Source organism: Salinivibrio sp. SS2 (genome assembly GCF_001722075.1).
In the GTDB taxonomy this organism is placed as follows: Bacteria; Pseudomonadota; Gammaproteobacteria; order Enterobacterales; family Vibrionaceae; genus Salinivibrio; species Salinivibrio proteolyticus.
In genome coordinates this window covers 90899-115289 of record NZ_MEBP01000062.1, presented here as the reverse complement: position 1 = coordinate 115289, position 24391 = coordinate 90899, and the positions used below count along the sequence as shown (strand labels likewise).

The 24391-nt window shown below is 49.6% G+C and carries 25 protein-coding genes; 15 read left to right on the top strand and 10 right to left on the bottom strand.

Annotated elements, in window-relative coordinates; genetic code table 11:
- Positions 1-22: 22 nt before the first annotated feature.
- Together ispA and xseB are read right to left on the bottom strand one after the other, a co-directional pair.
- On the bottom strand, positions 23-922 hold the full coding sequence (gene ispA, locus BGK46_RS04965; protein WP_069587456.1) for a (2E,6E)-farnesyl diphosphate synthase: 900 nt from the start codon (positions 920-922) through the stop codon (positions 23-25).
- Positions 915-1160: an exodeoxyribonuclease VII small subunit gene (xseB, locus tag BGK46_RS04960; RefSeq protein ID WP_069587455.1), complete on the bottom strand. Its 246-nt coding sequence runs from the start codon at positions 1158-1160 to the stop codon at positions 915-917. Before xseB ends, ispA begins: the two co-directional genes overlap by 8 nt.
- A 222-nt stretch (positions 1161-1382) precedes the next feature.
- Here xseB and pomA point away from each other — a divergent pair, with 222 nt between their 5' ends.
- The 3 genes from pomA (at position 1383) to thiI (ending at position 4720) form a co-directional block, all read left to right on the top strand.
- Positions 1383-2144 carry a flagellar motor protein PomA gene (gene pomA, locus BGK46_RS04955; protein ID WP_069587454.1) on the top strand — a complete coding sequence of 254 codons (762 nt, stop codon included), beginning with the start codon at positions 1383-1385 and terminating at the stop codon, positions 2142-2144.
- Between the two features lie 44 nt (positions 2145-2188).
- A complete protein-coding gene (locus tag BGK46_RS04950) occupies positions 2189-3124 on the top strand; it encodes a flagellar motor protein MotB (RefSeq protein WP_069587453.1) in 936 nt (311 codons plus the stop codon).
- A 147-nt stretch (positions 3125-3271) separates the two neighbouring features.
- On the top strand, positions 3272-4720 hold the full coding sequence (gene thiI, locus BGK46_RS04945) for a tRNA uracil 4-sulfurtransferase ThiI (RefSeq protein WP_069587452.1): 1449 nt from the start codon (positions 3272-3274) through the stop codon (positions 4718-4720).
- A 56-nt stretch (positions 4721-4776) separates the two neighbouring features.
- On the opposite strand, the gene BGK46_RS04940 is transcribed toward thiI, so the two are convergent.
- The 7 genes from BGK46_RS04940 to BGK46_RS04910 form a co-directional block, all read right to left on the bottom strand.
- Positions 4777-5379 (bottom strand): DJ-1 family glyoxalase III, encoded by a 603-nt coding sequence (locus BGK46_RS04940; protein ID WP_069587451.1) that lies wholly within the window; start codon positions 5377-5379, stop codon positions 4777-4779.
- Positions 5380-5381: 2 nt separating this feature from the next.
- Positions 5382-6269: a 2-dehydropantoate 2-reductase gene (locus BGK46_RS04935; protein WP_069587450.1), complete on the bottom strand. Its 888-nt coding sequence runs from the start codon at positions 6267-6269 to the stop codon at positions 5382-5384.
- Between the two features lie 110 nt (positions 6270-6379).
- A complete protein-coding gene (locus BGK46_RS04930; protein ID WP_069587449.1) occupies positions 6380-7195 on the bottom strand; it encodes an outer membrane protein OmpK in 816 nt (271 codons plus the stop codon).
- A gap of 215 nt (positions 7196-7410) precedes the next feature.
- Complete coding sequence (locus BGK46_RS04925; protein WP_069587448.1) at positions 7411-8802, bottom strand: AmpG family muropeptide MFS transporter; 1392 nt, start codon at positions 8800-8802, stop codon at positions 7411-7413.
- 21 nt (positions 8803-8823) lie between these two features.
- Complete coding sequence (locus tag BGK46_RS04920) at positions 8824-9384, bottom strand: peptidylprolyl isomerase (RefSeq protein ID WP_069587447.1); 561 nt, start codon at positions 9382-9384, stop codon at positions 8824-8826.
- Positions 9385-9386: 2 nt separating this feature from the next.
- On the bottom strand, positions 9387-9956 hold the full coding sequence (locus BGK46_RS04915) for a YajG family lipoprotein (protein WP_069587446.1): 570 nt from the start codon (positions 9954-9956) through the stop codon (positions 9387-9389).
- A gap of 19 nt (positions 9957-9975) precedes the next feature.
- On the bottom strand, positions 9976-11103 hold the full coding sequence (locus tag BGK46_RS04910; protein WP_254659658.1) for a methyltransferase: 1128 nt from the start codon (positions 11101-11103) through the stop codon (positions 9976-9978).
- 193 nt (positions 11104-11296) lie between these two features.
- Here BGK46_RS04910 and bolA point away from each other — a divergent pair, with 193 nt between their 5' ends.
- From bolA to dinB, 10 genes are all read left to right on the top strand, one after another.
- Positions 11297-11605 (top strand): transcriptional regulator BolA, encoded by a 309-nt coding sequence (gene bolA, locus BGK46_RS04905; protein ID WP_069587444.1) that lies wholly within the window; start codon positions 11297-11299, stop codon positions 11603-11605.
- Positions 11606-12015: 410 nt separating this feature from the next.
- Positions 12016-13356 (top strand): Na(+)-translocating NADH-quinone reductase subunit A, encoded by a 1341-nt coding sequence (locus tag BGK46_RS17400; RefSeq protein WP_069587443.1) that lies wholly within the window; start codon positions 12016-12018, stop codon positions 13354-13356.
- 3 nt (positions 13357-13359) lie between these two features.
- The gene (locus BGK46_RS17395; RefSeq protein WP_069587442.1) at positions 13360-14601 is read left to right on the top strand and encodes an NADH:ubiquinone reductase (Na(+)-transporting) subunit B; all 1242 of its coding nucleotides are present in this window, start codon (positions 13360-13362) and stop codon (positions 14599-14601) included.
- The gene (locus tag BGK46_RS04890) at positions 14591-15394 is read left to right on the top strand and encodes a Na(+)-translocating NADH-quinone reductase subunit C (RefSeq protein ID WP_069587441.1); all 804 of its coding nucleotides are present in this window, start codon (positions 14591-14593) and stop codon (positions 15392-15394) included. The genes BGK46_RS17395 and BGK46_RS04890 overlap by 11 nt, the downstream gene beginning before the upstream one ends.
- Positions 15387-16019, top strand: a complete 633-nt coding sequence (locus BGK46_RS04885; protein ID WP_069587440.1) for an NADH:ubiquinone reductase (Na(+)-transporting) subunit D — start codon at positions 15387-15389, stop codon at positions 16017-16019. The genes BGK46_RS04890 and BGK46_RS04885 overlap by 8 nt, the downstream gene beginning before the upstream one ends.
- Before the next feature lie 6 nt (positions 16020-16025).
- Entirely contained in the window at positions 16026-16622 is a 597-nt protein-coding gene (nqrE, locus tag BGK46_RS04880) for an NADH:ubiquinone reductase (Na(+)-transporting) subunit E (RefSeq protein ID WP_069587439.1), read from the top strand.
- 31 nt (positions 16623-16653) lie between these two features.
- The gene (gene nqrF / locus BGK46_RS04875; protein WP_069587438.1) at positions 16654-17877 is read left to right on the top strand and encodes an NADH:ubiquinone reductase (Na(+)-transporting) subunit F; all 1224 of its coding nucleotides are present in this window, start codon (positions 16654-16656) and stop codon (positions 17875-17877) included.
- Between the two features lie 84 nt (positions 17878-17961).
- On the top strand, positions 17962-18978 hold the full coding sequence (locus BGK46_RS04870) for an FAD:protein FMN transferase (RefSeq protein ID WP_069587437.1): 1017 nt from the start codon (positions 17962-17964) through the stop codon (positions 18976-18978).
- A 30-nt stretch (positions 18979-19008) separates the two neighbouring features.
- A complete protein-coding gene (gene nqrM / locus BGK46_RS04865) occupies positions 19009-19230 on the top strand; it encodes a (Na+)-NQR maturation NqrM (RefSeq protein ID WP_069587436.1) in 222 nt (73 codons plus the stop codon).
- An 82-nt stretch (positions 19231-19312) separates the two neighbouring features.
- Entirely contained in the window at positions 19313-20362 is a 1050-nt protein-coding gene (gene dinB, locus BGK46_RS04860) for a DNA polymerase IV (RefSeq protein WP_069587435.1), read from the top strand.
- Here the strand turns inward: dinB and BGK46_RS04855 are convergent.
- Positions 20359-21834, bottom strand: a complete 1476-nt coding sequence (locus BGK46_RS04855; RefSeq protein ID WP_069587434.1) for an aminoacyl-histidine dipeptidase — start codon at positions 21832-21834, stop codon at positions 20359-20361. The genes dinB and BGK46_RS04855 overlap by 4 nt on opposite strands.
- A 739-nt stretch (positions 21835-22573) precedes the next feature.
- Between BGK46_RS04855 and BGK46_RS04850 the strand changes: the two genes are divergently transcribed.
- Both BGK46_RS04850 and gpt read left to right on the top strand, forming a co-directional pair.
- On the top strand, positions 22574-23866 hold the full coding sequence (locus tag BGK46_RS04850) for an NCS2 family permease (RefSeq protein ID WP_069587433.1): 1293 nt from the start codon (positions 22574-22576) through the stop codon (positions 23864-23866).
- A 56-nt stretch (positions 23867-23922) separates the two neighbouring features.
- Positions 23923-24378 (top strand): xanthine phosphoribosyltransferase, encoded by a 456-nt coding sequence (gene gpt / locus BGK46_RS04845; protein WP_069587432.1) that lies wholly within the window; start codon positions 23923-23925, stop codon positions 24376-24378.
- The last annotated feature ends 13 nt before the right edge of the window (positions 24379-24391 follow it).

Below are 24391 nucleotides of genomic sequence, written 5' to 3'. Positions count from 1 at the left end.
TTCGGCGCTTTTATTGGTAATGCTAGTTGTTGCGCTCGATGATATATCGGGCAAAAACTTCCAGTTGTTCGGTATTGTAGGGGATCGCATGCAGCGCGTGTAGTGCTTCTTGGTAAAGTTGCTGTGCTTTTTCTTGCGCGCCCTGTAAACCGAGTAGCGCAGGGTAGGTACTTTTATCCGCGCTCATGTCAGATCCTTGCGGTTTCCCCAATGTTTGGGTATCGCTTGTGATATCTAAAATGTCATCTTGCACTTGGAACGCGAGGCCAATGGCGTTGGCAAAGGTATCCAGCTCGTCAAGATGCGTCACCCCTTTCTCGCCGGCGGCAAAAGCCCCCAGTCTGACCGCGCCTCGAATTAATGCCCCCGTTTTGTTACGGTGGATTTGTTTTAACGCCTCTAACCCGACGTGTTGGCCTTCGGCGGCGAGATCGAGCGCTTGACCTAGACACATTCCACTGGCGCCACTGGCGTTTGCAAGCGTTCTGATCATATCGATACGGTAAGATTCAGCGTTTGGATTGAGCGACCCTTCGGATAACACCGTAAACGCCAAGGTTTGTAAGGCATCCCCGGCGAGAATAGCGGTCGCTTCATCAAACTCGATATGGCAAGTCGGTTGACCTCGTCGCAGGCTATCATCATCCATGGCGGGCAAATCATCGTGGATCAAGGAGTACGCGTGAATGCACTCTACCGCCACAGCGGGCGTGTCCAAATCAGTGATGGGCACGCCAAACAATTGTCCGGTAGCATAGGTCAAGAAAGGACGAACGCGCTTGCCGCCGAGCAGTAAGCCGTGGCGCATTGCTTTAATAAGCGGTAAATCTTGATGCGAGAGTGTGTCTAGCCAACGCGATAGCTGTTGGTTGCTGCGGTGTTGCGTCTCCCGCAGCGCGAGCTGTACAACGGAATCAGTCATTGTCGTCGTGAGAAAATTCAGTCAGTGGCGCGTCATCATCTTGAGAAAGCAGAATCTCAACGCGCTGTTCAGCATCTGCTAAGGTTTTTTGTCCTTGGCGCGCAAGCGCAATACCGCGCTCAAAGCGCTTCATTGCCGTATCAAGGGCGAGGTCGCCAGTCTCTAAAGCACCGACGATCGCATCCAACTCTTTGAGGGTGTCCTCAAAGGTCATATTTTCTGGTTTCTTCACAGCCATGATGCAATAAAATTAGAGAGGGAGGGGCAGACGTTAACCCAGTGCTGACAGGGGGTCAAATTCATCAGGCGATTTTTGTGCCCCAAACGCTGCTTTGCAAATCACGCATTCTGCTTGTTGGTATTTGCGGATTTGCGCTAAACCTATAGGATTGGTTGCCGATACAACCAAAGACAACAAAAACAAATAATAACGAACCGATGTAATCTAAGGGAGACTGACGTGGATATAGCGACGGTATTGGGCCTTATTGGAGCGTTGGCCTTCATTGCGATGGCGATGCTACTGGGCGGTAATTTTGGGATGTATGTCGATCTACCGTCGGTATTGATTGTATTCGGCGGCAGCCTTTTCGTTGTTCTTATGCAATACCCGATGAAACAGTTCTTCTCCTCATTCAAAATTGCGGGTAAGGCTTTTATGTTCAAAGCAGATGACCCGGAAGATTTGATTGCCAAGATTATTGAGATGGCTGACGCGGCGCGTAAAGGCGGGTTTCTCGCCCTCGAAGAAATGGAAGTGAGTAACTCCTTCATGCAAAAAGGCGTCGACTTGCTCGTTGACGGCCATGATGCGGACGTGGTGCGAACAGCATTAAATAAGGACATTTCGCTCACTGACGAGCGTCACGAGAGTGGTATTGGCTTTTTCAAAGCAATGGCGGATATCGGCCCTGCTATGGGGATGATTGGGACCTTGATCGGCCTCGTGGCAATGTTATCGAATATGGATGACCCGAAAGCGATTGGGCCAGCAATGGCGGTGGCGTTGTTAACCACTATGTATGGCGCATTACTAGCGAATGTATTTGCCATCCCCATCGCGAATAAGCTGACGTTACGGAAAGAGCAAGAAAAACTGAATCGGCGACTAATAACAGACGGCTTGCTCTCAATTCAGGATGGACAAAATCCAAGAGTGATTGATGGTTTCTTGAAAAATTATCTCAATGAGAAAAAACGCGAAGTGGATGTTGAGAGTTAATTATTGATTATCAACACTATGATTGTCTTCGGTAAGGAATCGAGATGGCACAACAAGAAGAAGAGGAATGTAAATGCCCGCCCCCCGGCTTACCACCGTGGATGGGGACGTTTGCGGATTTAATGTCATTGCTTGTTGCATTTTTCGTCCTTCTGTTGTCATTTTCAGAGATGGATGTGCTTAAGTTTAAGCAAATTGCTGGGTCGATGAAGTTTGCCTTCGGGGTACAAAATGTTTTGGAAGTCAAAGACATTCCCAAAGGCACCAGTGTGATTGCGCAAGAGTTCCGTCCCGGGCGACCAGAGCCGACTCCTATTGAAGTGATCATGCAGCAAACCATCGACATGACCCAACGAACACTTAATTTCCAAGAAGGGGAGTCGGACCGCTCAGGAGGCTCACAACGCACTGCGTCGGATATGGAGGGAGGCACCAGTGCACAGGTTGCTTCTCAACTGGAGCAGCAACAAAGTCAGCAGCAAATGGAACAGTTGCAAAAAATGATTGTGCAGGCGCTAGAACGTGAAATCGAAGAAGGGGCCGTTGAAGTTGAAAACTTGGGTCAACAACTGGTTATCCGTATTCGTGAGAAAGGCGCGTTTCCGCAGAACTCAGCCTTTTTGCAACCCAAGTTCCGCCCCATGGTACGTCAAATTGCGGAATTGGTAAAAGACGTGCCCGGTGAAATCAAAGTGTCAGGCCATACGGACAGCACACCTTTGGAATCGGAGCTGTACCGTTCCAACTGGGATTTATCCGCGCAGCGTGCGGTATCGGTAGCGCAAGAAATGGAAAAAGTGCCCGGGTTTAACCATTTGCGCATGAAAGTGGAAGGGTTGGCAGACACTCAGCCTCGCGCGCCCAATAACTCGCCCGATAACCGTGCGGCCAATCGCCGTGTAGAAATCGCTGTGATCCAAGGAAAACCCAGCTTTTCAGATGAAATATCGGCCGACAATGCGGCTGCATCTACCCCATAAGCTAGATTCTGACCGTAATGGATTGATTAAAAATGTTTATTACGGTCAGGTTTTTCACTTTTATTTAGACGCAAAAATACCCGGTTTCAGCTGGGACGTGGTTATTGTATAATCCGCGACCTTGTTTCCAGCTGTATCGAACCGGTTATGAAGTTTATCGTTAAAATTCACCCTGAGGTGATCGTCAAAAGTGAGTCTGTTAGAAAGCGTTTTACTAAAATCCTCGAATGCAATATTCGTAATATTTTAAAGCGTCGGACAGATAATACGGCAGTATATAACCGTAGGGATCACATTGAGGTGACGTTAAAACAACCAAACGAGCGTCAGCTTGTCCTGGATGTATTAACCAACACGCCGGGCGTGCAGACGGTGCTTGAGGTTGAGCAAACGTTATTTAACGATTTACACCACATCTATGAACTCACCCTTGAGGGTGTTCGTCATCAAATCGAAGGAAAAACCTTTTGCGTGCGTGCTAAACGCCGCGGCCAGCATGACTTTACCTCGATTGATGTAGAACGTTACGTAGGAGGTGGGTTAAACCAAGCCGTTCCGACCGCCAGCGTACAGCTGAAAAAGCCTGACGTGACCGTGATGATGGAAGTGGACCACGATAAGCTGAACTTGGTAAAGCACCGTCATACTGGCTTGGGTGGCTTCCCTCTCGGCACGCAAGAAGATGTGCTGAGCTTGATCTCGGGAGGGTTCGACTCAGGGGTGTCGAGTTACTTGCATATTAAGCGCGGTAGCAAGGTCCATTATTGCTTCTTCAATTTAGGCGGCAAAACCCATGAAACGGGTGTGCAGCAGGTATCGCACTTCCTGTGGAACAAGTTTGGCTCGTCGGCGAAAGTGAAATTTATTTCTATCGACTTTGAGCCGGTTGTCGCCAGTATCCTCGAAAACATCGATGATGGTCAGATGGGAGTCGTGCTCAAGCGGATGTTTATGCGTGCGGCAAGCATGGTTGCCGAGCGTTTCGGTATTCAAGCTCTGGTCACCGGCGAAGCCTTAGGACAAGTGTCGAGCCAAACTCTAACCAATTTACGCATGATTGATAACGTGACGGACACGTTAATCCTGCGTCCGCTGATCAACTGGGATAAAGAAGACATTATCCAGACAGCCCGCAAAATCGGCACTGAAGACTTCGCTAAAACCATGCCTGAATTCTGTGGTGTGATTTCGAAAAGCCCAACGATCAAAGCCGAGAAAGCCAAACTTGAGGCCGAGGAAGCGAAATTTGACTTCGCGTTACTGGAGCAAGTGGTTAACAATGCCTCGGTGATGGATATTCGCGATATCGAGAAACTCAGTCAGGAAAAAGCCCCCGAGGTTGAACTGGTTAACGAGGCTGAGCAAGGCGCGATTGTCATTGATATTCGCAGCAGTGATGAAGAAGAGGAAAAGCCACTGAACATCGACGGCACTGACGTTGTTCATATTCCTTTCTTTAAATTAGCGACCCGCTTTGGCGACCTAGACCAAAGCAAAACCTACTTGCTGTACTGTGAGCGTGGTGTGATGAGCCGCCTTCAAGCGCTGTATCTAAAAGACATGGGCTTTGAAAATGTCAAAGTTTATCGCGGCTAATCGCGAAATAAGCTCGATTTAAGCAAAAAAAACAGGCAGCCTCGCTGCCTGTTTTTTTATTCGGCGAATTTTTTCTCGTACTGCAAGTTTGGGAGGGGGACCATAGGTTCGGCAACCTGCCAGGCCAGTGCTTTCCCTGCCAAGGCGTGAACAATCTCAATGGCAAACTCGAGCGCAGAGCCCGGGCCTTGGCTGGTGATCAACTTGTGATCATAATCAGTCATCACACGGCGCCGACTGCGCCATTGCTCTGGGATCTGATCGCTAACACTGGGGTGGCAACTGATATGAGAGGTGGGGTAAAGCTGGTGGCGCTGCAAGACAAGCGCGGGAGCCGCGCAGATAGCCGCGACCCATGCATGGTCACTTTGCTGTTGTTTGATAATTTCTGTCACGATCGCGCTATCGCCTAAACATTGCGCCCCGTCAATACCCCCGGGTAAAATGACGCAATCAAACGGCTGGTCGGCCACACTCGCCAAAGGTGCATCGCACACTAATTGTACGCCACGAGAACAGGTTAAAGTGAGTGAACCTTCAGGGTCGGCGCTGGCAACGGTGACACAAAAACCAGCCCGTTTCATCACATCAATGGCGGTGACGGTTTCCATTTCCTCGCTGCCGGGTGCCACGCATACTAAGACGTTAATCGGTTTCATGATTATCCTTTTTGTACCTCACGTTGCTTCACGGCATCATATAGCGCCTGGTGGGTAGGCACCTTAATCTGATGATGTGCCGCTCGAGCCAGTAAATAGCCTGTGATCTGTTCAAGCTCTGTCTTTCTGCCATGATAGCAGTCGCGATTCATTGATGAATAGTTATTTGCGGTGGCGCGTGCCACTGCCAGTGCTTGTGTCTTTAGCTGTTCGGCATGGGTGGCGAGTCCATCAGCTTGCATCACACGGGCAAGTTCTTGGCAAAGTAACTGGATGGTGTCTTGGTAGTCGGCAGATAACAATGCTCCGTTATTCACTTGATGAATCGCGGTGAGTGGATTGATCACACAATTAACCGCCAGCTTATGCCATAGCTGATGGATAATCGCTTCGTGCCAGTGCACTGGCGATAAGGCATGATCCAACACCTCGGCGACAAAGGCACACTGCTGACCTGCCTGATTCGCCGCGCCGATGTAAGTCTCTCCGTGGCCGGTATGCTGATAGCTCCCTTGAGAGGGGCTAAAGACGCCGTGTGAGGTGGTGGCGAGCAATAAAGGTTGCGACGGACTCACTAGCGTTTTGATTTGCGCATGTGGTCCCATCCCATTGTGCATTAAGACGATAATTGTATCGGGATGAAGTTGCTCGATGAGAGGTTGTAAGGCATGCATGACGTCGTAAGCCTTGGTACACACCATTAATAGATCGCAATCGGTAATGGCTTGTGGCTGGTTAGCGGGGACCGTCACGGTATGGCTGTCGAGTACCAATTGCCGACACACTTCTGTGCCTGCACGGGTGATCACCTGCACGCGATGACCGGCTTGCACTAATTGGGTTGCCCACAAAGTACCAATTGCGCCTGCACCGATAAAAGTTATGTTCATGACAAGCTCAGAGCGGTTAAAAGTGCATAGTTTATCACGAGGTAGGAGCAAGACAGAGAAACAAGTTGGGGGGAGGAAAAAAGCGCCGACCGAGAGGCCGGCGCAGTCAGTTAGAATTTGTAGGTGGCGCTTAGGTAGTGGGAAATACCTGAGCTTTCCGTTGTGCCACCATCTTCAATCAAGTAGACATCGTTATAGGCTTTAAGGCCATAACCGAGGGCATAGTTGTCTGAGTGCCAATATAGGCCGTTAAACATCGCGCCGCCGTGGGTCGCTTGGCTGTTGCCTTTGAAAGTGTCATCGGCACCAAACTGGTAATCGATATAGCCTTGGTATGACAGGAAGCTACCGTTGTCGAAAAAGTGGAAGGGCTTAAACCAGTTGGTCGAGAATTGGTAACCGTTCCAGTCTTTTTTGTTGATGTCATACAAACCGTAAAGGTTCATGCCTACTTTACCAAACCAAGGCAGTTCAACATCGGCACCGACACCCCAGAACGAGTTGTTAGTGTCACTATCGCCACCACCCCAGTTAAACAAAGTCGAGAAGTATACTTCTTGTACAGGGCCAAACGACAAGTCTTGCCCGGTGATGCCGTCAATTGAGAAGCGTGGTGCTAGCTTCATAAAGGCTTTAGGCGCGCCTTTTTTATTGTTGTTGTCGCTATCGCTTTCGGCAAGGTCGAAGATGTCCACATAGCCATAGAGATCAACCACGCCCTTACGGCCGCCAAATTCCATCTCGAGGTAATTATGATCTTTATCGGTGTCAGGACCGAACTGAGGTTTCTCGTTGATGGCATACATGGCGTTAAACTGAAGCCATTTATGATCGTTTTTATAGATATCGTCTGAGTAATCAGCCGCGTTGGCGATAGGTGCGGCGCTAGCTGCCATGACAGCAAGTGCGAGTAGGGACTTTTTCATGGTGACTGCCTCTGCTTAAGTGTGTAACCGTTGAGTTCAATGGAGGCAGTATATTGATTAAGTTCACCATAAAGAATGTAACAAATGTAGACATGATTTTTAGATGTGACTGAAGGTGGAATGTATCCGATTACATGTCATTTTTTTGTGATCTTGATTAAAAGAAAATGACGTGCGGAGCGCAATTTTTTGCACTCCGCTGTGATGGGGAAACGCTAGTCCTGCCGGGTTTTTAGACATTGTCCAGAAGGTGCGTCATGGTGCGATGATTCTTTTCTAAATTGTCTACCAATATAGAGCAGCATGACTAGACCTGGGATCACCATCAATGAGGTTATTACGAAAAATGTTGACCAGCTATCCAGCCAATCCACCATCATACCGCTAAAGGATGCGAGAGAGGTACGGCCAAGGTTACCCAACGATGCAAGCAGCGCGTATTGAGTGGCGGAAAAAGCGCGCCCGGTTAAGAAGGTCAGGAAAGAGACAAAGGCAATGGTGGCGAAAGCCGAGGTGAAGTTATCCACCAGTATCGCGCCTAGCAGCAGGTGCTCGTCTGGCCCCACCACAGCAAGCCAAGCAAACATCAAATTACTGGAGGCCATGGCCACCCCGCCAATAAACAAGCCTTTGATTACCCCAAAGCGCAAGTTAATGTAGCTGCCGATTAAGGTATACACCACGGTCAGTCCCCAACCTACGAGCTTGGAGTAATAACCAATTTGCTCATTGCTGAAGCCAACATCTTTGTAAAAGACAATCGACATCCGGCCCAAAAAGGCCTCGCCAATCTTAAAGAGAAAAACAAACAACAGAATGGCTAACGCAACTTTTACACCGTTGCGGCGGAAAAACTCGGCAAAAGGTTCAAACACAGTCACTGCTAACCAAGTGCGTGCACTGCTGTATCCTTTCCCTAGATAGTAACGGGTCGCGGCATCTTGGCGCTGTTCGCGGTCACTGGCAGGCTCCTTAACGAATAAGGTGGCCAGTAACATTAAGCCTACGAACCCGGCCATGATCACATACACCTGATTCCAACCGATGGCGTCAGCGTTGATAAAACCGATGTAGCCGGGCAGAGAATATCCCGTCCACCATCCAATGACGGACATGGCAGAGGCAAGTGGGAACTTATCGGTCTCATGCTCCGCAAAATTATCAATACGAAAGGCATCAATGGCAATATCTTGGGTGGCAGAGGCGAGTGCAATCGCAAAAATCAGCGATGAAAGCACCACAGTGGTCACCCAAGGATCAATGGCCGTCAAGCCGTGTAAATTAAGCTGAGATAAGGCCAAGGTTGCGATCAGAATCAGCGCTTGGGTGAGCAATATCCAACTGCGGCGTTGTCCGAAGCGCTCATTAAGCATGGGCACTTTGAGTCTATCAATCAAAGGCGCCCAGAGAAAGTTCACCGCATACAGCACAAACACCGAGCCGAATAGACCAATCGCGGTACGAGAGAGCCCTTCATCCGCGAGCCAGCCGTTTAAGTTGGAGCCGATTAACACCCAAGGAAAGCCGCTACAGCAGCCCATTAATAACACATAAAGGAGTCGGCGGTCGGCATAGGGCGCAAGCGCCCCCTTAAGATTAGGTAACATGATCGCAAGCCTGCCTGTCAGCTACTGAGAAGATATTCGAGAGATGCTATTTATCACAATGGGTTGTTGTGGCACGTCTTGCATCCGCTTGCTTGGGATCGTCACGGTTGATTGAGATGAAATGTTTTGCACCGTGACAAAGCCTTCAACTACTCGACCAAAAACGGTGTAGCCAAGCTTGTTGGGCGTGGCGTCCAGAAAGCCGTTATCATTGATATTAATGTAAAATTGACGCGTGGCCGAATCGGGGTCATTGGTTCTGGCCATCGCAATCGTGGCGCGTCGGTTGCTCAGGCCATTAGTGGATTCATTGTCAACCGTGTCATATACCGGCAGGCGCTCAAGGTCTTTATCAAACCCACCACCTTGGACCACGAACCCCGGGATCACGCGATGAAATTGAGAGCCAACATAGCTGCCATCATCAACATAACGGAGAAAATTAGCCACGGTTTTGGGCGCTTTTTGCTCATCAAGACTGAGCGTAAATGCGCCGAGCGTTGTATCCACCTTCACCAACACTTCCGCCTGCGCTGGCAATGCAGCCAACGCAAGCATGCACATCATGCAGAAGGTACGCATGATTAAAAGTGCTCTTTCATGTGCTTAAGCAACTGCTCGTCGTTGGCAATATCTTGCAGTACCGCCTCAAGCAAGTTGTTCAGAGCCATTTCGATATCATCAGGCGATGCGCTGCTGATCCCTTCTTGGGTTGATTTGCCAGTGTAACGCTTCACGAAGCGACCATCAGGAGACTCTGCGACCAGCTGAAGCTGGACCGACGCTTCCATATTGTGCTTAAACACCGTGTGTTTTACACGCACGAGGGCATCAAGAATATCGAGGCGCAGTGTTCCCGGGCCATTCGCCACTACACGGAAGCCTTGCGAAGAAAGTTGGCGAGAAAGGGTATCTTCTAAGACAACGCGCAGATTCTGGCTAGCATGCAGGGGCTTCACGTTAGAGCGACCACTGTCAATGACAGCCACAAACTGGGCGGTACGCAGATCACGGCTTTTCACAACCACGGGCAAGTTATTCACTTGCTGTTGGTTTGAGGTGGCGGGTTTGGGCGCGATAGTCAGTTGCGGATCGCGCGGCGATGAACAGCCTGCTAGGATAAGCACGGCAGCGGCAACGAGCAGTTTTTTCATTGTGTTCAGCATCCTTTACTTAATGTTGGGCGTGTACTGCTTGAAGAATAACGAATTTTTTATTCGACGCAATGACGGAGACATTACCAAAAAGGCGTTTTAACTTAGCATGATAGCCGAGATGTCGGTTTCCGATGACTAAAAGGCGGCCATGATTGGTCAGAACACGTTTTGCGTCACAAAACATTTGCCAAGCAATATGATCGGTAATGGCTTGTTGTTGATGGAATGGTGGATTACACATCACCAAGTCCACATCATGGTGTGCAAACTCGCTCAAACAATCCCGCGCTTCACACTCAAAGCGCGTGGGCGCAATGTGATGCGCTAAAAGGTTACGTTGCGCCGATGCGACAGCCATATGGCTTTCGTCAACGGCATGAATAAAGGCATTTGGATTGTTTCGAGCCGCTTGCAAGGCAAGCACACCATTACCACACCCTAGATCGACAATCCTTTTTAATCCGGGTTCACTCGGAATGTGCGGTAACATCAAATACGCCGCAATATCCAGTTTTTGCGCAGAGAATACATTGGGGTAATTCGCCAGTGTCATAGTGTAATCAGGTACATCGAACGTATGTAGCTGGTCGATTAACTCGGGTTTGTCGTCACGCGGCGTGCAAAATACTAAGCGTGCTTTTTTCTTCGCCAGTGAGGTCACTGTGGTGCCGAGCTGGTGCTCAAACTGGTTTAACGTTGAGGTGTGAATCTCTTTGGCCTTCGCCGCGGCGATAACGGGGATGGATGAATCAGCGATCGCGGCAAGTTGTTGTAATTGCCATGACAACATGCGTGTGCTTTTGGGGATCCGTAATAGCACCACATCGATGCGCTCAGGCAGCGGCTCTAGGCTGGTTAATTGGACGATGCTAGGCAGGGCATTGGCGGCTAAGTTTTGGACAGTTGCTTGTTGTGCCACCACCGAATCACTGACTTGAATCGTGTCATAGCCTTGTTGTGACGCCCAGCAGCTTAGCGCGCCAAAGTGATCATTGATGATCAACACACGCGCACCGGCCGGTAATGACAACTCAGCCACGTGCTCAATCAAGTATTCGTCGGCTGCGTCGAACGCTTGCAGCGTCTCGTTTTTACGTCGGGGATAACGGTGGAGTATTAATGGCTGGCCCGCAGGCGTCGTCATTTCAGTCTTCATCGGAGTTTTTGCGTCGCGCTAGATAAAGTGGGTATATTGTCGCACTCAGCCAGAGACTGCAATTTAAAACGTGGCGTCATCTCTGGTGTTGAAAGCTCATGCCACCGCGAAAGTCGCAAAATCATCAATAGCATCTACACTGAGAGCACCTGTGCTCCCCGTGTAAAATGTGGGAAGCAAAATGAAAATACAAACACAGATCACCGAGAAGCTCGAGCAGGCTTTTTCGCCTAGCTTTCTGGATGTGCGTAATGAAAGCTTTATGCATAACGTGCCAGAAGGGTCAGAGAGCCACTTTAAAGTCGTGGTGGTATCAGAGGCATTTGACGGTCAGCGTTTAATTCAACGTCACCGCGCAGTGAATGCGACCTTATCTGATGAGTTGGCCCATCATATTCATGCGTTGGCGATCCACACTTACACGCCGCAAGAGTGGGCGTCACAAGCGCAAGCTCCGGATTCACCCGCTTGTCGCGGTGGGGGCAAATAGCGCCAGCGCTGATGTTGAGTTTTCACGTTGTGGCAACAAATTCTTACATAAATATGAGCGGTTCGGTGAGTGGTAACTGCGTACGGCTTTCGTTTCACCAGCACAGGCGCGCATTCGCATTGCCTGCTAAGGTGAACAAAAAAACAGCAGTGAAACTGTGACCTTACAGCGAGTATTGTTTGTACAGGTATGGATAATTGCCACGCTCCAGTGACAATACCCATAGAATCAACGCTGGGGTTAGTGATAGAATACGGCGCTTAAAGACTAACCTAGGCTACCTTTGTGTAACGATTTGGTTAGCAGGATGTTGCGACGGTGGGCCGTCATGGCCGCCAAACAGTCGAAAGTCGTGTCTTTAACTGCGCAATAACAGAATTCTTTTTCCCGTTAATGTAGTGCAAGTGCGTATGATTACAATAAAAAAGGGTTTGGATATCCCTATTGCCGGGACTCCTACTCAGGTGATAAATGACGGCCCAGCCGTCAAGAAAGTCGCCTTGCTTGGCGAAGAGTACGTTGGAATGCGCCCCACCATGCACGCGCGTGTGGGTGATGTAGTGAAAAAAGGTCAGATTCTTTTTGAAGACAAGAAGAATCCGGGCGTGAAATTCACTGCACCAGCAGCTGGTAAAGTGGTTGAAGTTAACCGCGGTGCCAAGCGTGTTCTTCAGTCTGTCGTCATTGAAGTCGATGGAAACGAGCAAGTCACGTTTAATAAATATGAAGCCTCACAGTTGGCATCGCTAGATCGCCAAGCCATTGTTGACCAACTGGTCGAGTCTGGCATGTGGACAGCGCTTCGTACTCGTCCTTTTAGCAAGTCGCCTGCGGTTGATGCCGTGCCGGAAGCTATCTTTGTCAATGCCATGGACACCAATCCGCTTGCTGCGGATCCGAAAGTGATCATTGATGAGCAAAAAGAGGCTTTCGTTGCGGGCCTAGATGTGGTTTCTCGCCTTACCGAAAAAACGGTATTCGTTTGTAAAGCAGACGTAGAGTTACCGACAAGCAAGCAATCAAACGTTGAGCAGCACGTCTTCGCTGGTCCTCACCCAGCTGGTCTTGTCGGTACCCATATCCATCACTTGCGCTCAGCAAGTATGGAAAAAATGGTATGGCACCTAAACTACCAAGACGTCATTGCATTTGGCCATTTATTCCTGACCGGTGAACTTAACACCGATCGCGTGGTTGCCTTAGCTGGCCCTATGGTCAATAAGCCACGCTTGGTACGTACTCAACTGGGCGCTAACCTTGATGAGTTGACGGACGGTGAGTTGATGGCCGGCGAGAGCCGCATTATCTCAGGCTCTGTACTCTCGGGTACCAAAGCGACTGGTCCTCATGCGTATCTTGGCCGTTTCCACCTGCAAGTGTCTGTATTACGCGAAGGTAATGAGAAAGAGTTGTTCGGTTGGTTATCTCCCGGCAAAAACCGCTTCTCTGTGACCCGTGCGTACCTCGGCCACCTGTTCAAAGGCCAACTTTTCAATATGACCACCTCGACCAACGGTAGTGATCGTTCCATGGTGCCAATCGGTAACTATGAGCGAGTAATGCCGCTGGATATCGAGCCGACTATGCTGCTGCGTGATATCTGTGCCGGTGATACAGATAGTATGCAACAGTTAGGCGCGCTGGAGTTAGATCCTGAGGATTTGGCACTTTGTACATTTGTCTGCCCTGGCAAGTACGAATTTGGCCCAATGCTCCGCGAGAGCCTGGAAAAAATTGAGAAGGAAGGGTAACAGATGAGCCTGAAAAACTTTTTAGAGCAAATCGAGCCACACTTTGAGCCAGGCGGTAAACACGAGAAGTGGTTTGCCCTGTATGAAGCGGTCGCGACCATTTTGTACACGCCAGGCATGGTGACCAAAGCTGGCGCTCACGTGCGTGACAGCATCGATTTGAAACGCATCATGATCATGGTGTGGTTTGCTGTGTTCCCCGCAATGTTCTGGGGTATGTACAACACAGGTAACCAAGCCATTATGGGCCTGAACCATTTATATGAAGGCGCGCAGCTTGCGCAAATCATTGAAGGGAACTGGCACTACTGGCTGACTGAGGCGATTGCGGGGCCGCTTGCGAGTGCAGGTTGGGGTACCAAAATGGTTTTGGGTGCCACCTACTTCCTGCCTATTTATGCCACCGTGTTTATCGTGGGTGGTTTCTGGGAAGTACTGTTCTGTATTATCCGTAAGCACGAAGTGAACGAAGGTTTCTTCGTGACCTCGATTCTTTTTGCACTGATCGTTCCGCCAACGCTGCCATTATGGCAAGCCGCTTTGGGTATCACCTTTGGTGTGGTGGTTGCAAAAGAAATCTTTGGTGGTACAGGCCGTAACTTCTTGAACCCTGCGTTGGCTGGCCGTGCATTCTTGTTCTTCGCGTATCCTGCTCAAATCTCTGGTGATTTGGTATGGACCGCTGCGGACGGCTTCTCGGGTGCGACTGCACTGAGTCAATGGTCAACCGGCGGTGAAATGGCGCTGATGCACAACGTGACCGGTCAAACCATGACTTGGATGGACGCCTTTATTGGTAACATCCCAGGTTCAATGGGTGAAGTATCGACGCTTGCCATCTTGATTGGTGGTGCGGCGCTAGTTTACATGCGCATTGCATCATGGCGAATCATCTTGGGTACCTTCCTCGGTATGGTCGCCGCGGCAACCTTGTTCAATGTGATTGGCTCTGATTCCAACCCAATGTTTAGCATGCCTGCTCATTGGCACCTTGTACTGGGTGGTTTTGCGTTCGGTATGATGTTCATGGCGACGGATCCTGTCTCTGCTGCGTTCACCAATAAAGCAAAATGGTGGTACGGCATTTTGATTGGTGCGATGGCCGTGATTATTCGCGTGGTTAACCCTGCATACCCAGAAGGGATGATGCTGGCGATCTTGTTCGCGAACCTGTTTGCACCACTGTTCGATAACCTGGTGATTCAGGGCAACATCAAACGGAGACTGGCTCGTAATGGCAAGTAGTAACGATAGTATTAAAAAGACGCTGCTCGTTGTTATCGCATTGAGCTTGGTGTGCTCGATTGTGGTGTCTGGTGCAGCAGTAGCGCTACGTCCTTTGCAACAAATTAATGCAAAGCTAGACGTACAGAAAAACATCCTTTCTGTGGCTGGTATTGATGTCACGGGTGGCAAAAGTGCGATCAATGATGCTTACAACAAGTACATTGAGACTCGTCTAGTCAGCCTAGATGACGGTGAATTTGTTAGCCCTGAGACGGTCAATGTTGAATCGGCAGCTGATTACGATCAGCGTGCGGCTGCCAATGATCCGGCCTTGTCGAAAAAGCTGAGTGGCGATGAAAACATTGCTGATATCGGTCGTCGTCCTGACGTGGCCAAGGTCTACTTGGTTAAAGATGATGCGGGCCAAACTCAGCGTCTGATTCTGCCCGTCAATGGTTCTGGCCTTTGGAGCATGATGTACGCATTCGTAGCGGTAGAACCCGACGGTAATACAGTTGCTGACATCGTTTACTACGAGCAAGGTGAAACACCAGGGCTAGGTGGTGAAGTTGAAAACCCGAAATGGCGCGCGCAGTGGGATGGCAAAAAGCTGTTCAACGAGCAGGGCGAGCCAGCGATTCGCATCGTTAAAGGCGGCGCTCCTCAAGGCAGTGAGCACGGTATCGATGCATTGTCGGGTGCGACCCTAACCAGTAATGGTGTTCAGAACCAGTTTAACTTCTGGCTAAGTGATATGGGCTTTGGTCCATTCCTAGCAAAAGTTCGCGAGGGAGGCCTGATCGATGGCTGAAGCTAAAGAACTGAAGAAAAACCTTCTGTCACCGGTACTGGACAATAACCCGATTGCCTTACAGGTCCTCGGTGTTTGTTCAGCCTTGGCGGTGACCACACAGATGCAAACGGCATTTGTTATGACGTTGGCGGTGATGTTCGTAACGGCGATGTCAAACCTGTGTGTTTCTTTGATCCGTAACCACATTCCTAACAGCGTACGTATCATCGTTCAGATGGCGATCATCGCGTCGTTAGTTATCGTGGTTGACCAAACATTGAAAGCGTTCGTGTACGACATTTCTAAGCAGCTGTCCGTATTCGTTGGTCTTATCATTACCAACTGTATCGTGATGGGTCGTGCTGAGGCGTATGCGATGAAGTCGTCGCCATTGCCATCATTTATTGACGGTATTGGTAACTCACTGGGCTACGGCTTTGTGCTGATGACAGTCGCGTTCTTCCGTGAGCTACTGGGCTCTGGCTCAGTGTTTGGTGTGTCTATTCTACCTGTGGTCAATGAAGGGGGTTGGTATCAGCCAAACGGTTTGATGCTTCTGGCCCCATCTGCATTCTTCCTCATCGGCTTTTTGATTTGGATTGTGCGTACCTTCAAACCTGAACAAGTTGAAGCGAAGGAGTAATAGCACATGGAACATTATTTGAGCCTGCTAGTGCGCTCTATCTTCATCGAGAACATGGCGCTGGCATTCTTCCTTGGTATGTGTACCTTTTTGGCCGTATCCAAGAAAGTAAAAACCGCATTTGGTCTGGGTGTGGCCGTGGTTGTGGTACTGACCATCTCAGTGCCGGTTAACAACTTGGTTTACAACTTGGTTCTGCGTGAAGACGCGCTGGTGAAAGGCGTCGATTTGAGTTTCTTGAACTTTGTTACCTTCATCGGCGTTATCGCGGCGTTGGTACAGATTCTTGAGATGGTACTCGACCGCTTCTTCCCGCCGCTTTACAACGCGCTGGGTATCTTTCTGCCGCTTATTACGGTGAACTGTGCCATCTTCGGTGGCGTATCATTCATGGTTCAGCGTGATTACAACTTCGCAGAGTCAGTGGTTTACGGCTTCGGTTCTGGGGTGGGCTGGATGCTAGCCATCGTCGCCCTAGCGGGTATCCGTGAGAAAATGAAATATTCAGACGTGCCGCCAGCACTGCGTGGTTTGGGGATCACCTTTATCACAGTTGGTTTGATGGCATTGGGCTTTATGTCTTTCTCTGGTGTGCAACTGTAAGCCGGGTAAACTGCGAGAAAAGGAATAGTCAATGGACATTATTCTTGGTGTAGTGATGTTTACTCTGATTGTACTGGCGCTGGTATTGGTGATTTTGTTCGCCAAGTCCAAGCTGGTACCAACCGGTGACGTCACAATTGATATCAATGACGATCCTGAAAAGGCGATCGTTACTCAGCCAGGCGGTAAACTGCTTGGTGCACTGGCCGGTGCTGGTGTGTTTGTTTCTTCTGCCTGTGGTGGTGGTGGTTCATGTGGCCAGTGCCGCGTAAAAATCAAAGAAGGTGGCGGTGATATTCTGCCAACCGAGCTTGATCACATCACCAAAGGTGAAGCACGTGAAGGTGAGCGTCTGTCATGTCAGGTTGCTGTAAAGCAAGACATGAAGATCGAATTGCCAGAAGAAATCTTTGGCGTGAAGAAGTGGGATTGTGAAGTTATTTCTAACGACAACAAAGCCACTTTCATCAAAGAGCTGAAGCTGCGCATTCCTGACGGTGAGTCTGTACCTTTCCGTGCAGGTGGTTATATTCAAATTGAAGCGCCACCGCACCACATTAAGTACTCAGACTTTGATATTCCTGAGGAATACCGTGAAGACTGGGAGAAGTTCAACTTGTTCCGCTATGAGTCAAAAGTGGATGAAGAAATCATCCGTGCTTACTCAATGGCGAACTACCCTGAAGAAGAAGGCATCATCATGCTGAACGTGCGTGTGGCAACGCCACCACCACGTAACCCTGATGTGCCACCAGGCCAAATGTCGTCTTACATTTGGTCACTGAAGCCAGGTGATAAGTGTACGATCTCAGGACCGTTCGGTGAGTTCTTCGCGAAAGATACCGACGCTGAAATGGTCTTTATCGGCGGTGGTGCCGGTATGGCACCAATGCGCTCGCATATCTTTGACCAACTTAAACGTCTGAACTCAGATCGTAAGATCACCTTCTGGTACGGTGCACGTTCTAAGCGTGAAATGTTCTACGTTGAAGATTTCGATATGCTTCAAGAGCAGAACGATAACTTCAAGTGGTACTGCGCACTGTCAGATCCACTACCAGAAGATAACTGGGATGGTTACACAGGCTTTATCCATAACGTGCTTTATGAGAACTACCTCAAAGATCATGAAGCGCCAGAAGACTGTGAATACTACATGTGTGGTCCACCAATGATGAACGCAGCCGTTATCGGTATGCTGAAAGACTTAGGTGTTGAAGACGAAAACATCCTTCTGGATGACTTCGGCGGCTAAGATCACAACGTGTGACTTACCTTTTAATGGCTGGCCTTTGGGTCAGCCATTTTACGTATCAACCTCGCGTCGAAGGACACCCATATGAAGAAGTTTTGGTTAGGCTGTGTGGCAACGCTGACACTGCTCGTGGCTTTGGTCGGTTGTGAGCGTTCACCTGAGCTGGTCCATCTTAATGGCAGTACAATGGGTACGTATTACTCCATTAAGTACATTGCAACGGAAAACACGCCCGAGAAGGCTGTTATCCAAAAAGAAATCGATAAGCGTTTGGAGCTGGTGAATGACCAGATGTCGACGTATCGAGACGATTCGGAGCTGAGCCGTTTCAATCAACATCGTGCTGACTCTCCGGTTGAGGTATCTGACGCGACGGCGAAAGTGGTGAAAGAAGCGATGCGTCTTAACGCGTTCACCGACGGCGCGTTAGATGTCACGGTTGGACCGTTAGTGAATCTTTGGAGCTTTGGCCCTGAAAAACGACCAGAGAATATTCCGACCGACGAAGAAATCGCACAGCGAATGGCGATGACGGGGTTAGAGAGCCTGTCTTTATCGGGCAATCAGTTGACCAAAACCAATCCTGACCTTTATGTCGACTTGTCAACGATCGCCAAAGGATACGGCGTAGATGTGGTCGCTGAGTATTTGGCGTCACTTGGTCTCGATAACTATTTGGTTGAGATTGGTGGTGAGTTACAATTAAAAGGTGTGAACCAAGACGGTGTACCTTGGCGCATCGCGATTGAAAAGCCTAGTGCCGGCACACAGTCGGTGCAAGAGATTATTGAGCCTGGGGATATGGCGGTTGCCACGTCAGGGGATTATCGCAATTACTTTGAGCATGATGGGGTACGCTATTCGCACATCATTGATCCAGCAACAGGACGACCGATTCATCATCGCTTAGTGTCTGTCACTGTGTTGGACCCGTCTTGTATGACGGCGGATGGTTTGGCAACAGGCTTCATGGTACTTGGACCAGAGAAAGCCGTTGCATTGGCAAATCAAGCCAATATTCCTGCCTTTATGGTAGTGAAAACGGATGACGGTTTTAAAGAAATCGCATCTGAGGCGTTTAAGCCTTATTTAAAGCGTTAAATACGCAATAACGATAGTAGGTGAGCAATTATGTCAGTATTTCTTATCACCTTTGCTGTTTTTGTACTTGTGATTGCAGGGATGGCGATCGGCTACATCGTACAGCAAAAAACCATCAGTGGGAGCTGTGGTGGCCTAGGCGCAATCGGTATTGAAAAAGAATGCGACTGCCCAGAGCCGTGCGATGCACGTAAAAAGCGAGAAGCGCGTGCAGAGAAAACCCGTGAGTGGAAGAAAAACCAAATTATCTAGCCGAGACCTGACGCGATCAGGTGTACAGTAGATAGCCACCAGTGAGTCACTCTGTCTTATCTGGTGGCCATGCAGGATTGTCATGAAGAAAATCATCCATATCGACATGGATTGTTTCTATGCGGCAGTGGAGATGCGTGATAACCCTGCCTTACAACAGGTGCCTCTTGCGATTGGCGGGTCACCTGATGGGCGAGGGGTGATTGCAACCTGCAATTATCCCGCGCGTCGCTTTGGGATCCGTTCCGCGATGGCGACGGCTCAAGCACTTAAACTATGTCCCGGTCTGACGGTTATGCGTGGCAATATGGCCAAGTACCGCGCCGTTTCTCAGCAGCTTCATGCTATTTTTCATCGTTATACCGATATTATTGAGCCCCTCTCTCTTGATGAGGCTTACTTAGATGTTACAGATTGCGACAGTCATCAAGGCTCGGCAACCCGCATTGCAGAAGCGATCCGTCACACTATTCGCGACGAGCTATCATTAACCGCGTCGGCAGGCGTCGCGCCAATCAAGTTTCTCGCCAAAGTCGCCTCAGATATCAACAAACCGGATGGCTTATGCGTGATCACCCCTGACGAGGTCGACACCTTTGTGGCTGAGCTCCCTTTGCAATGCATTCCGGGCGTAGGACGTGTCACCTTAACCAAGCTTCATGAACTGAATTTGTTTACCTGTAGAGATGTGCAGTGTAGCGATCATGGTGAACTGATCCAGCGGTTTGGTAAATTTGGGCAGGTACTATGGCAGCGAGCACACGGTATTGATCGACGTCCAGTGCAAGTGGAGCGGATACGTAAATCCGTTGGCGTAGAGCGCACTTTATCGCAAGATCTTGCAGCGCTGAATGATTGTTTACAGTGGCTAGACACTTTATACGAAGAGCTCCAACGGCGACTCGAAAAAGCCGATGCGAATGGGCGGATTTGTCGCCAAGGGGTCAAACTCAAATTCAACGACTTTCAAACCACGACGGTTGCACACCGCTGTGAGCGGTTAGAACGAGGGCTATTTGATACCTTGTTGCATGAAGCGTTTTATCGAGGCGAGGGTAGAGCGGTGCGGCTGATTGGTTTGTCGGTAGGGCTGGGGGACGACAATGACCCCCAGCTAAGTTTACTCGCTTAAGCGTGCTTTTCAGGAATCGCTTTTAAGATAGCGCGCATTTGTTGCCAATAGTGACCCACACTTTCAATGTTCACTTTCTCATCAGGTGAGTGAGGGAACTTAATCGTTGGACCAAACGAGATCATATCCATATCCGGATAAGGTTTTTTAAATAGACCGCATTCTAATCCCGCGTGGATCACCATGATATCAGGCTTACGCTGATAGATAGCTTCATAGGTATCGCGGAAAATATGCATGATTTCAGAGTCAGGATCAGGCTTCCACCCCGGGTATGCGCCGGAAAACTCGACGGTCACGTTTGCTAAACCGGCCAGTGAGCGCAGCATGCCTTGCACCATTTCTCGCCCTGAATCGATCAATGAGCGGATCAAAAACAATCCCGTAATAGTATGCTCATCGGTTTGGATAACGCCTAAGTTCAGTGAGGTTTCTACCACACCCGGAACATCATCGCTCATCCGTATAACACCGTTTGGCGCCGCGTTTAAGGCTGCGAGTAGCCGAGATTGTACGGCACGGGTCAATGGGTCGGCTTGATTGTCAGACGCATCGAGTACAACAGTGACGTTCTCCTCCAAGCGTCCCAACTCATCGTGAAGCAACTGGGCGTAGTTATCTATCGCCGCGGCTAATGCGTCTTTTTGCTCGACTGGCACGGCAATATCTGCAAAGGCTTCGCGCGGGATGGCGTTACGCAATGTGCCGCCTCGCAATGCAATCAGACTGACATCAACCTCACTGAGGTGATGGCTGAGCATGCGTGCAAGTAGCTTATTGGCATTGGCGCGACCCGTGTGAATATCCACCCCAGAGTGGCCGCCTTTTAGGCCTTTTATACCGACGGTAAAACGCGCAAAATTGTCGCCGATGGGATGACGCTCGACCGGAAAGTGCATGCTAGCATCGACGCCGCCCGCACAGCCCATGTAGATTTCTCCTTCTTGTTCGGAGTCTGTGTTCAGTAACACTTCTCCTTCAAGCCAGCCTGCTTCTAGGCCAAATGCACCGTCCATCCCAGCTTCTTCGTTGGTGGTGAGCAACACTTCGAGCGGACCATGTTCAATGTCATCAGCCGCTAAGACGGCAAGGCAGGAGGCCATTCCAATACCGTTATCGGCGCCTAATGTCGTGCCATCCGCCGTGACCCACTCGCCATCGATATAAGGGCGAATCGGATCGGTGGTAAAGTCGTGCTCGGTGTGCTCGTTTTTCTGCGGCACCATATCAAGGTGGGCTTGTAGTACTACACCTTTGCGGTTTTCCATTCCCGGCGTCGCCGGTTTGCGGATAAAAATATTGCCAGTGGGATCTTGGCGAACCTCTAAACCTCGGCCTTTCGCCCAATCGACAATGAATGCTGCCAATTGTGCTTCGTGGTAAGAGGGATGTGGAATAGCACAAATCTGGTCAAAAAAAGCCCAAACAGGCTGGGGTGATAATTGGCTGATCTCAGACACGGTAGACTCCATTTTATTTTATTGTTGGCCTTTTAAACAGTAGGCCTTACTGAAATAGATGGACTTTACCAAGCATACCACTGTCGACTAGGTGGTGACAGTCGCAGGATCAAGGGAAGGAAAAACAGAGTGCATGCCGGATATCTAGGCGTGGTGGGCGTAATAAAACTACCAAATATGAACTTTTTGTGACTCTGGTCACTCTATAGCTTGTAATATAATTACGTGTGGGCTATTATCTAGACACTGATAACACAGGTTATCGACTGTTCATGGAGTGAACCCGAGTATTCGCCTCCAAGGAACCGAGACAAAATGTGAACAACATTAGGTTTAAACTTGAGAGAGGTAAAAACGATGGAAGGTATGGTATCTAACTACTACTGGAACCAACAGTCAGTGTATACCAAAGGATTTACGTATCCGGCGCCGTTCGGGTACCGCAAGTAAGTTTTACGATTCCCCCGCTCTTACAGAGACATTTCTGATCCAGAAGCAAACGCTTTAGTTCTGGCGCCACACAATGTTGTGGCGTTTTTTTTATGGGTGGTATGTCAGGTGCCTGATAAGCCAGTCATGATAGACAATCTTGTTGGCAACCATCACGAGAGCCATGACATTCCGATCAATTCATGCGGTTTCGTGCTGGAAATTTCCTTCATCGATCGGTAAGATTTGCGCCAATTTTTGACACGCAAACGTTTTCCTTTTGCATCTTATGATGCGCCACCTTTTATTCGGGATACCAACGATGTTAGAGCGTTTATTTAAACTCAGCGATCATGGCACGGATCTTCGCACCGAAGTTATTGCCGGTGTGACCACCTTCCTCACCATGGCCTACATCATTTTCGTGAACCCATCTATTTTGGCTGAAGCAGGAATGGACAAGGGCGCCGTATTTGTTGCCACCTGTTTGGCTGCTGCCGTCGGCTGTTTTGTGATGGGAATTGTCGCCAACTATCCGGTCGCTCAAGCGCCGGGTATGGGCCTGAACGCTTTCTTCACCTACACAGTGGTGCTGCAAATGGGCCACTCGTGGCAGGTTGCGCTGGCTGCGGTGTTTATTTCGGGCTTGTGTTTTATTCTACTCAGTGTGTTGAAAATTCGTGAGTGGATTATCAACTCGATTCCTATGTCACTGCGTACCGGTATCTCGGCGGGTATCGGCTTGTTCTTAGCGCTCATCGCACTGCAAAATGCGGGGATCGTCGTGGATCACCCGGCAACCCTTGTCGCACTGGGTGATGTGACGGCATTTGCCCCGGCGATGGCAGCACTCGGCTTTTTCCTCACTATTGGTTTGGTGCATCGTGGCCTAAAAGGGGCGGTCATGATTGCGATTTTAGTGGTCACTGTGATTGGTATTGTCGCGGGGGATGTCCCTTATCACGGTGTGATGTCTGCGCCACCAAGCCTCGCGCCGACCTTTATGCAGCTTGATTTTGCCGGAGCCCTTGAAGTTGGTCTGGTGTCTATCGTGTTCGCATTTTTGTTTGTTGACCTCTTTGATACCGCAGGAACCTTAGTGGGTGTGGCACAGCGCGCGGAACTTTTGGACAAAGATGGTAAACTGCCGCGTTTAAATCGTGCATTACTGGCAGACAGTACCGCGACATCGGTCGGGGCGCTTTTAGGCACGTCGAATACAACCTCATATATTGAAAGTGTGTCAGGGGTAGCAGCGGGTGGCCGTACAGGACTCACTGCTGTCGTTGTGGGGATCTTATTCTTGCTTGCGCTATTTTTTGCGCCGCTCGCAGGTATGGTCCCAGCGTATGCAACAGCTGGCGCTCTCTTTTATGTTGCGATTTTGATGATGTCAGGTCTTGTAGGGATTAACTGGCGAGATTTGACCGAAGCCGCACCGGTGGTCGTGGTGTGCTTGCTGATGCCGCTCACTTACTCGATTGCGAGCGGGATTGGCCTTGGCTTTATTGCGTTTTGTGCCGTAAAAACCTTTGCGGGCAAAGGGCGTGAGGTCCCTGTCAGTATCTGGATCTTGGCTGGATTGTTCTTACTCAAGTTCGTTTTCTTGGTGTAAAACAGCCGCCCACATTGACGTTATAACAAGGCGAGAAACGCCACGAGGTTTTCATCATGAGTAACAAGTTCATCATCACCTGGGACAACATGCAGATGTACACACGCCAATTGGCGGAGAGGCTGCTACCCGCTGACCAGTGGCAGGGAATTATTGCTGTGAGTCGCGGTGGCTTGGTGCCTGCCGCCATTCTGGCCCGTGAGCTAGGCATTCGCTATGTCGATACGGTGTGTATCTCGAGCTACGATCATGATCATCAGCGCGATATGCGTGTCGTGAAACAAGCACCGGGGGATGGTGAAGGCTTTATTGTGGTGGACGACTTGGTTGATACAGGCGGAACCGCAGAAATGGTGCGCCAACTCTATCCTAAAGCACGCTTTGTGACTGTAAGCGCCAAACCGGCGGGTAAGCATCTTGTTGACGATTATATCGTCGATATTGCGCAAGACACATGGATTGAGCAGCCGTGGGATATGGCGGTGAGCTATGTGGATCCGATTGCCAAATAATAGCCAGCAAGGT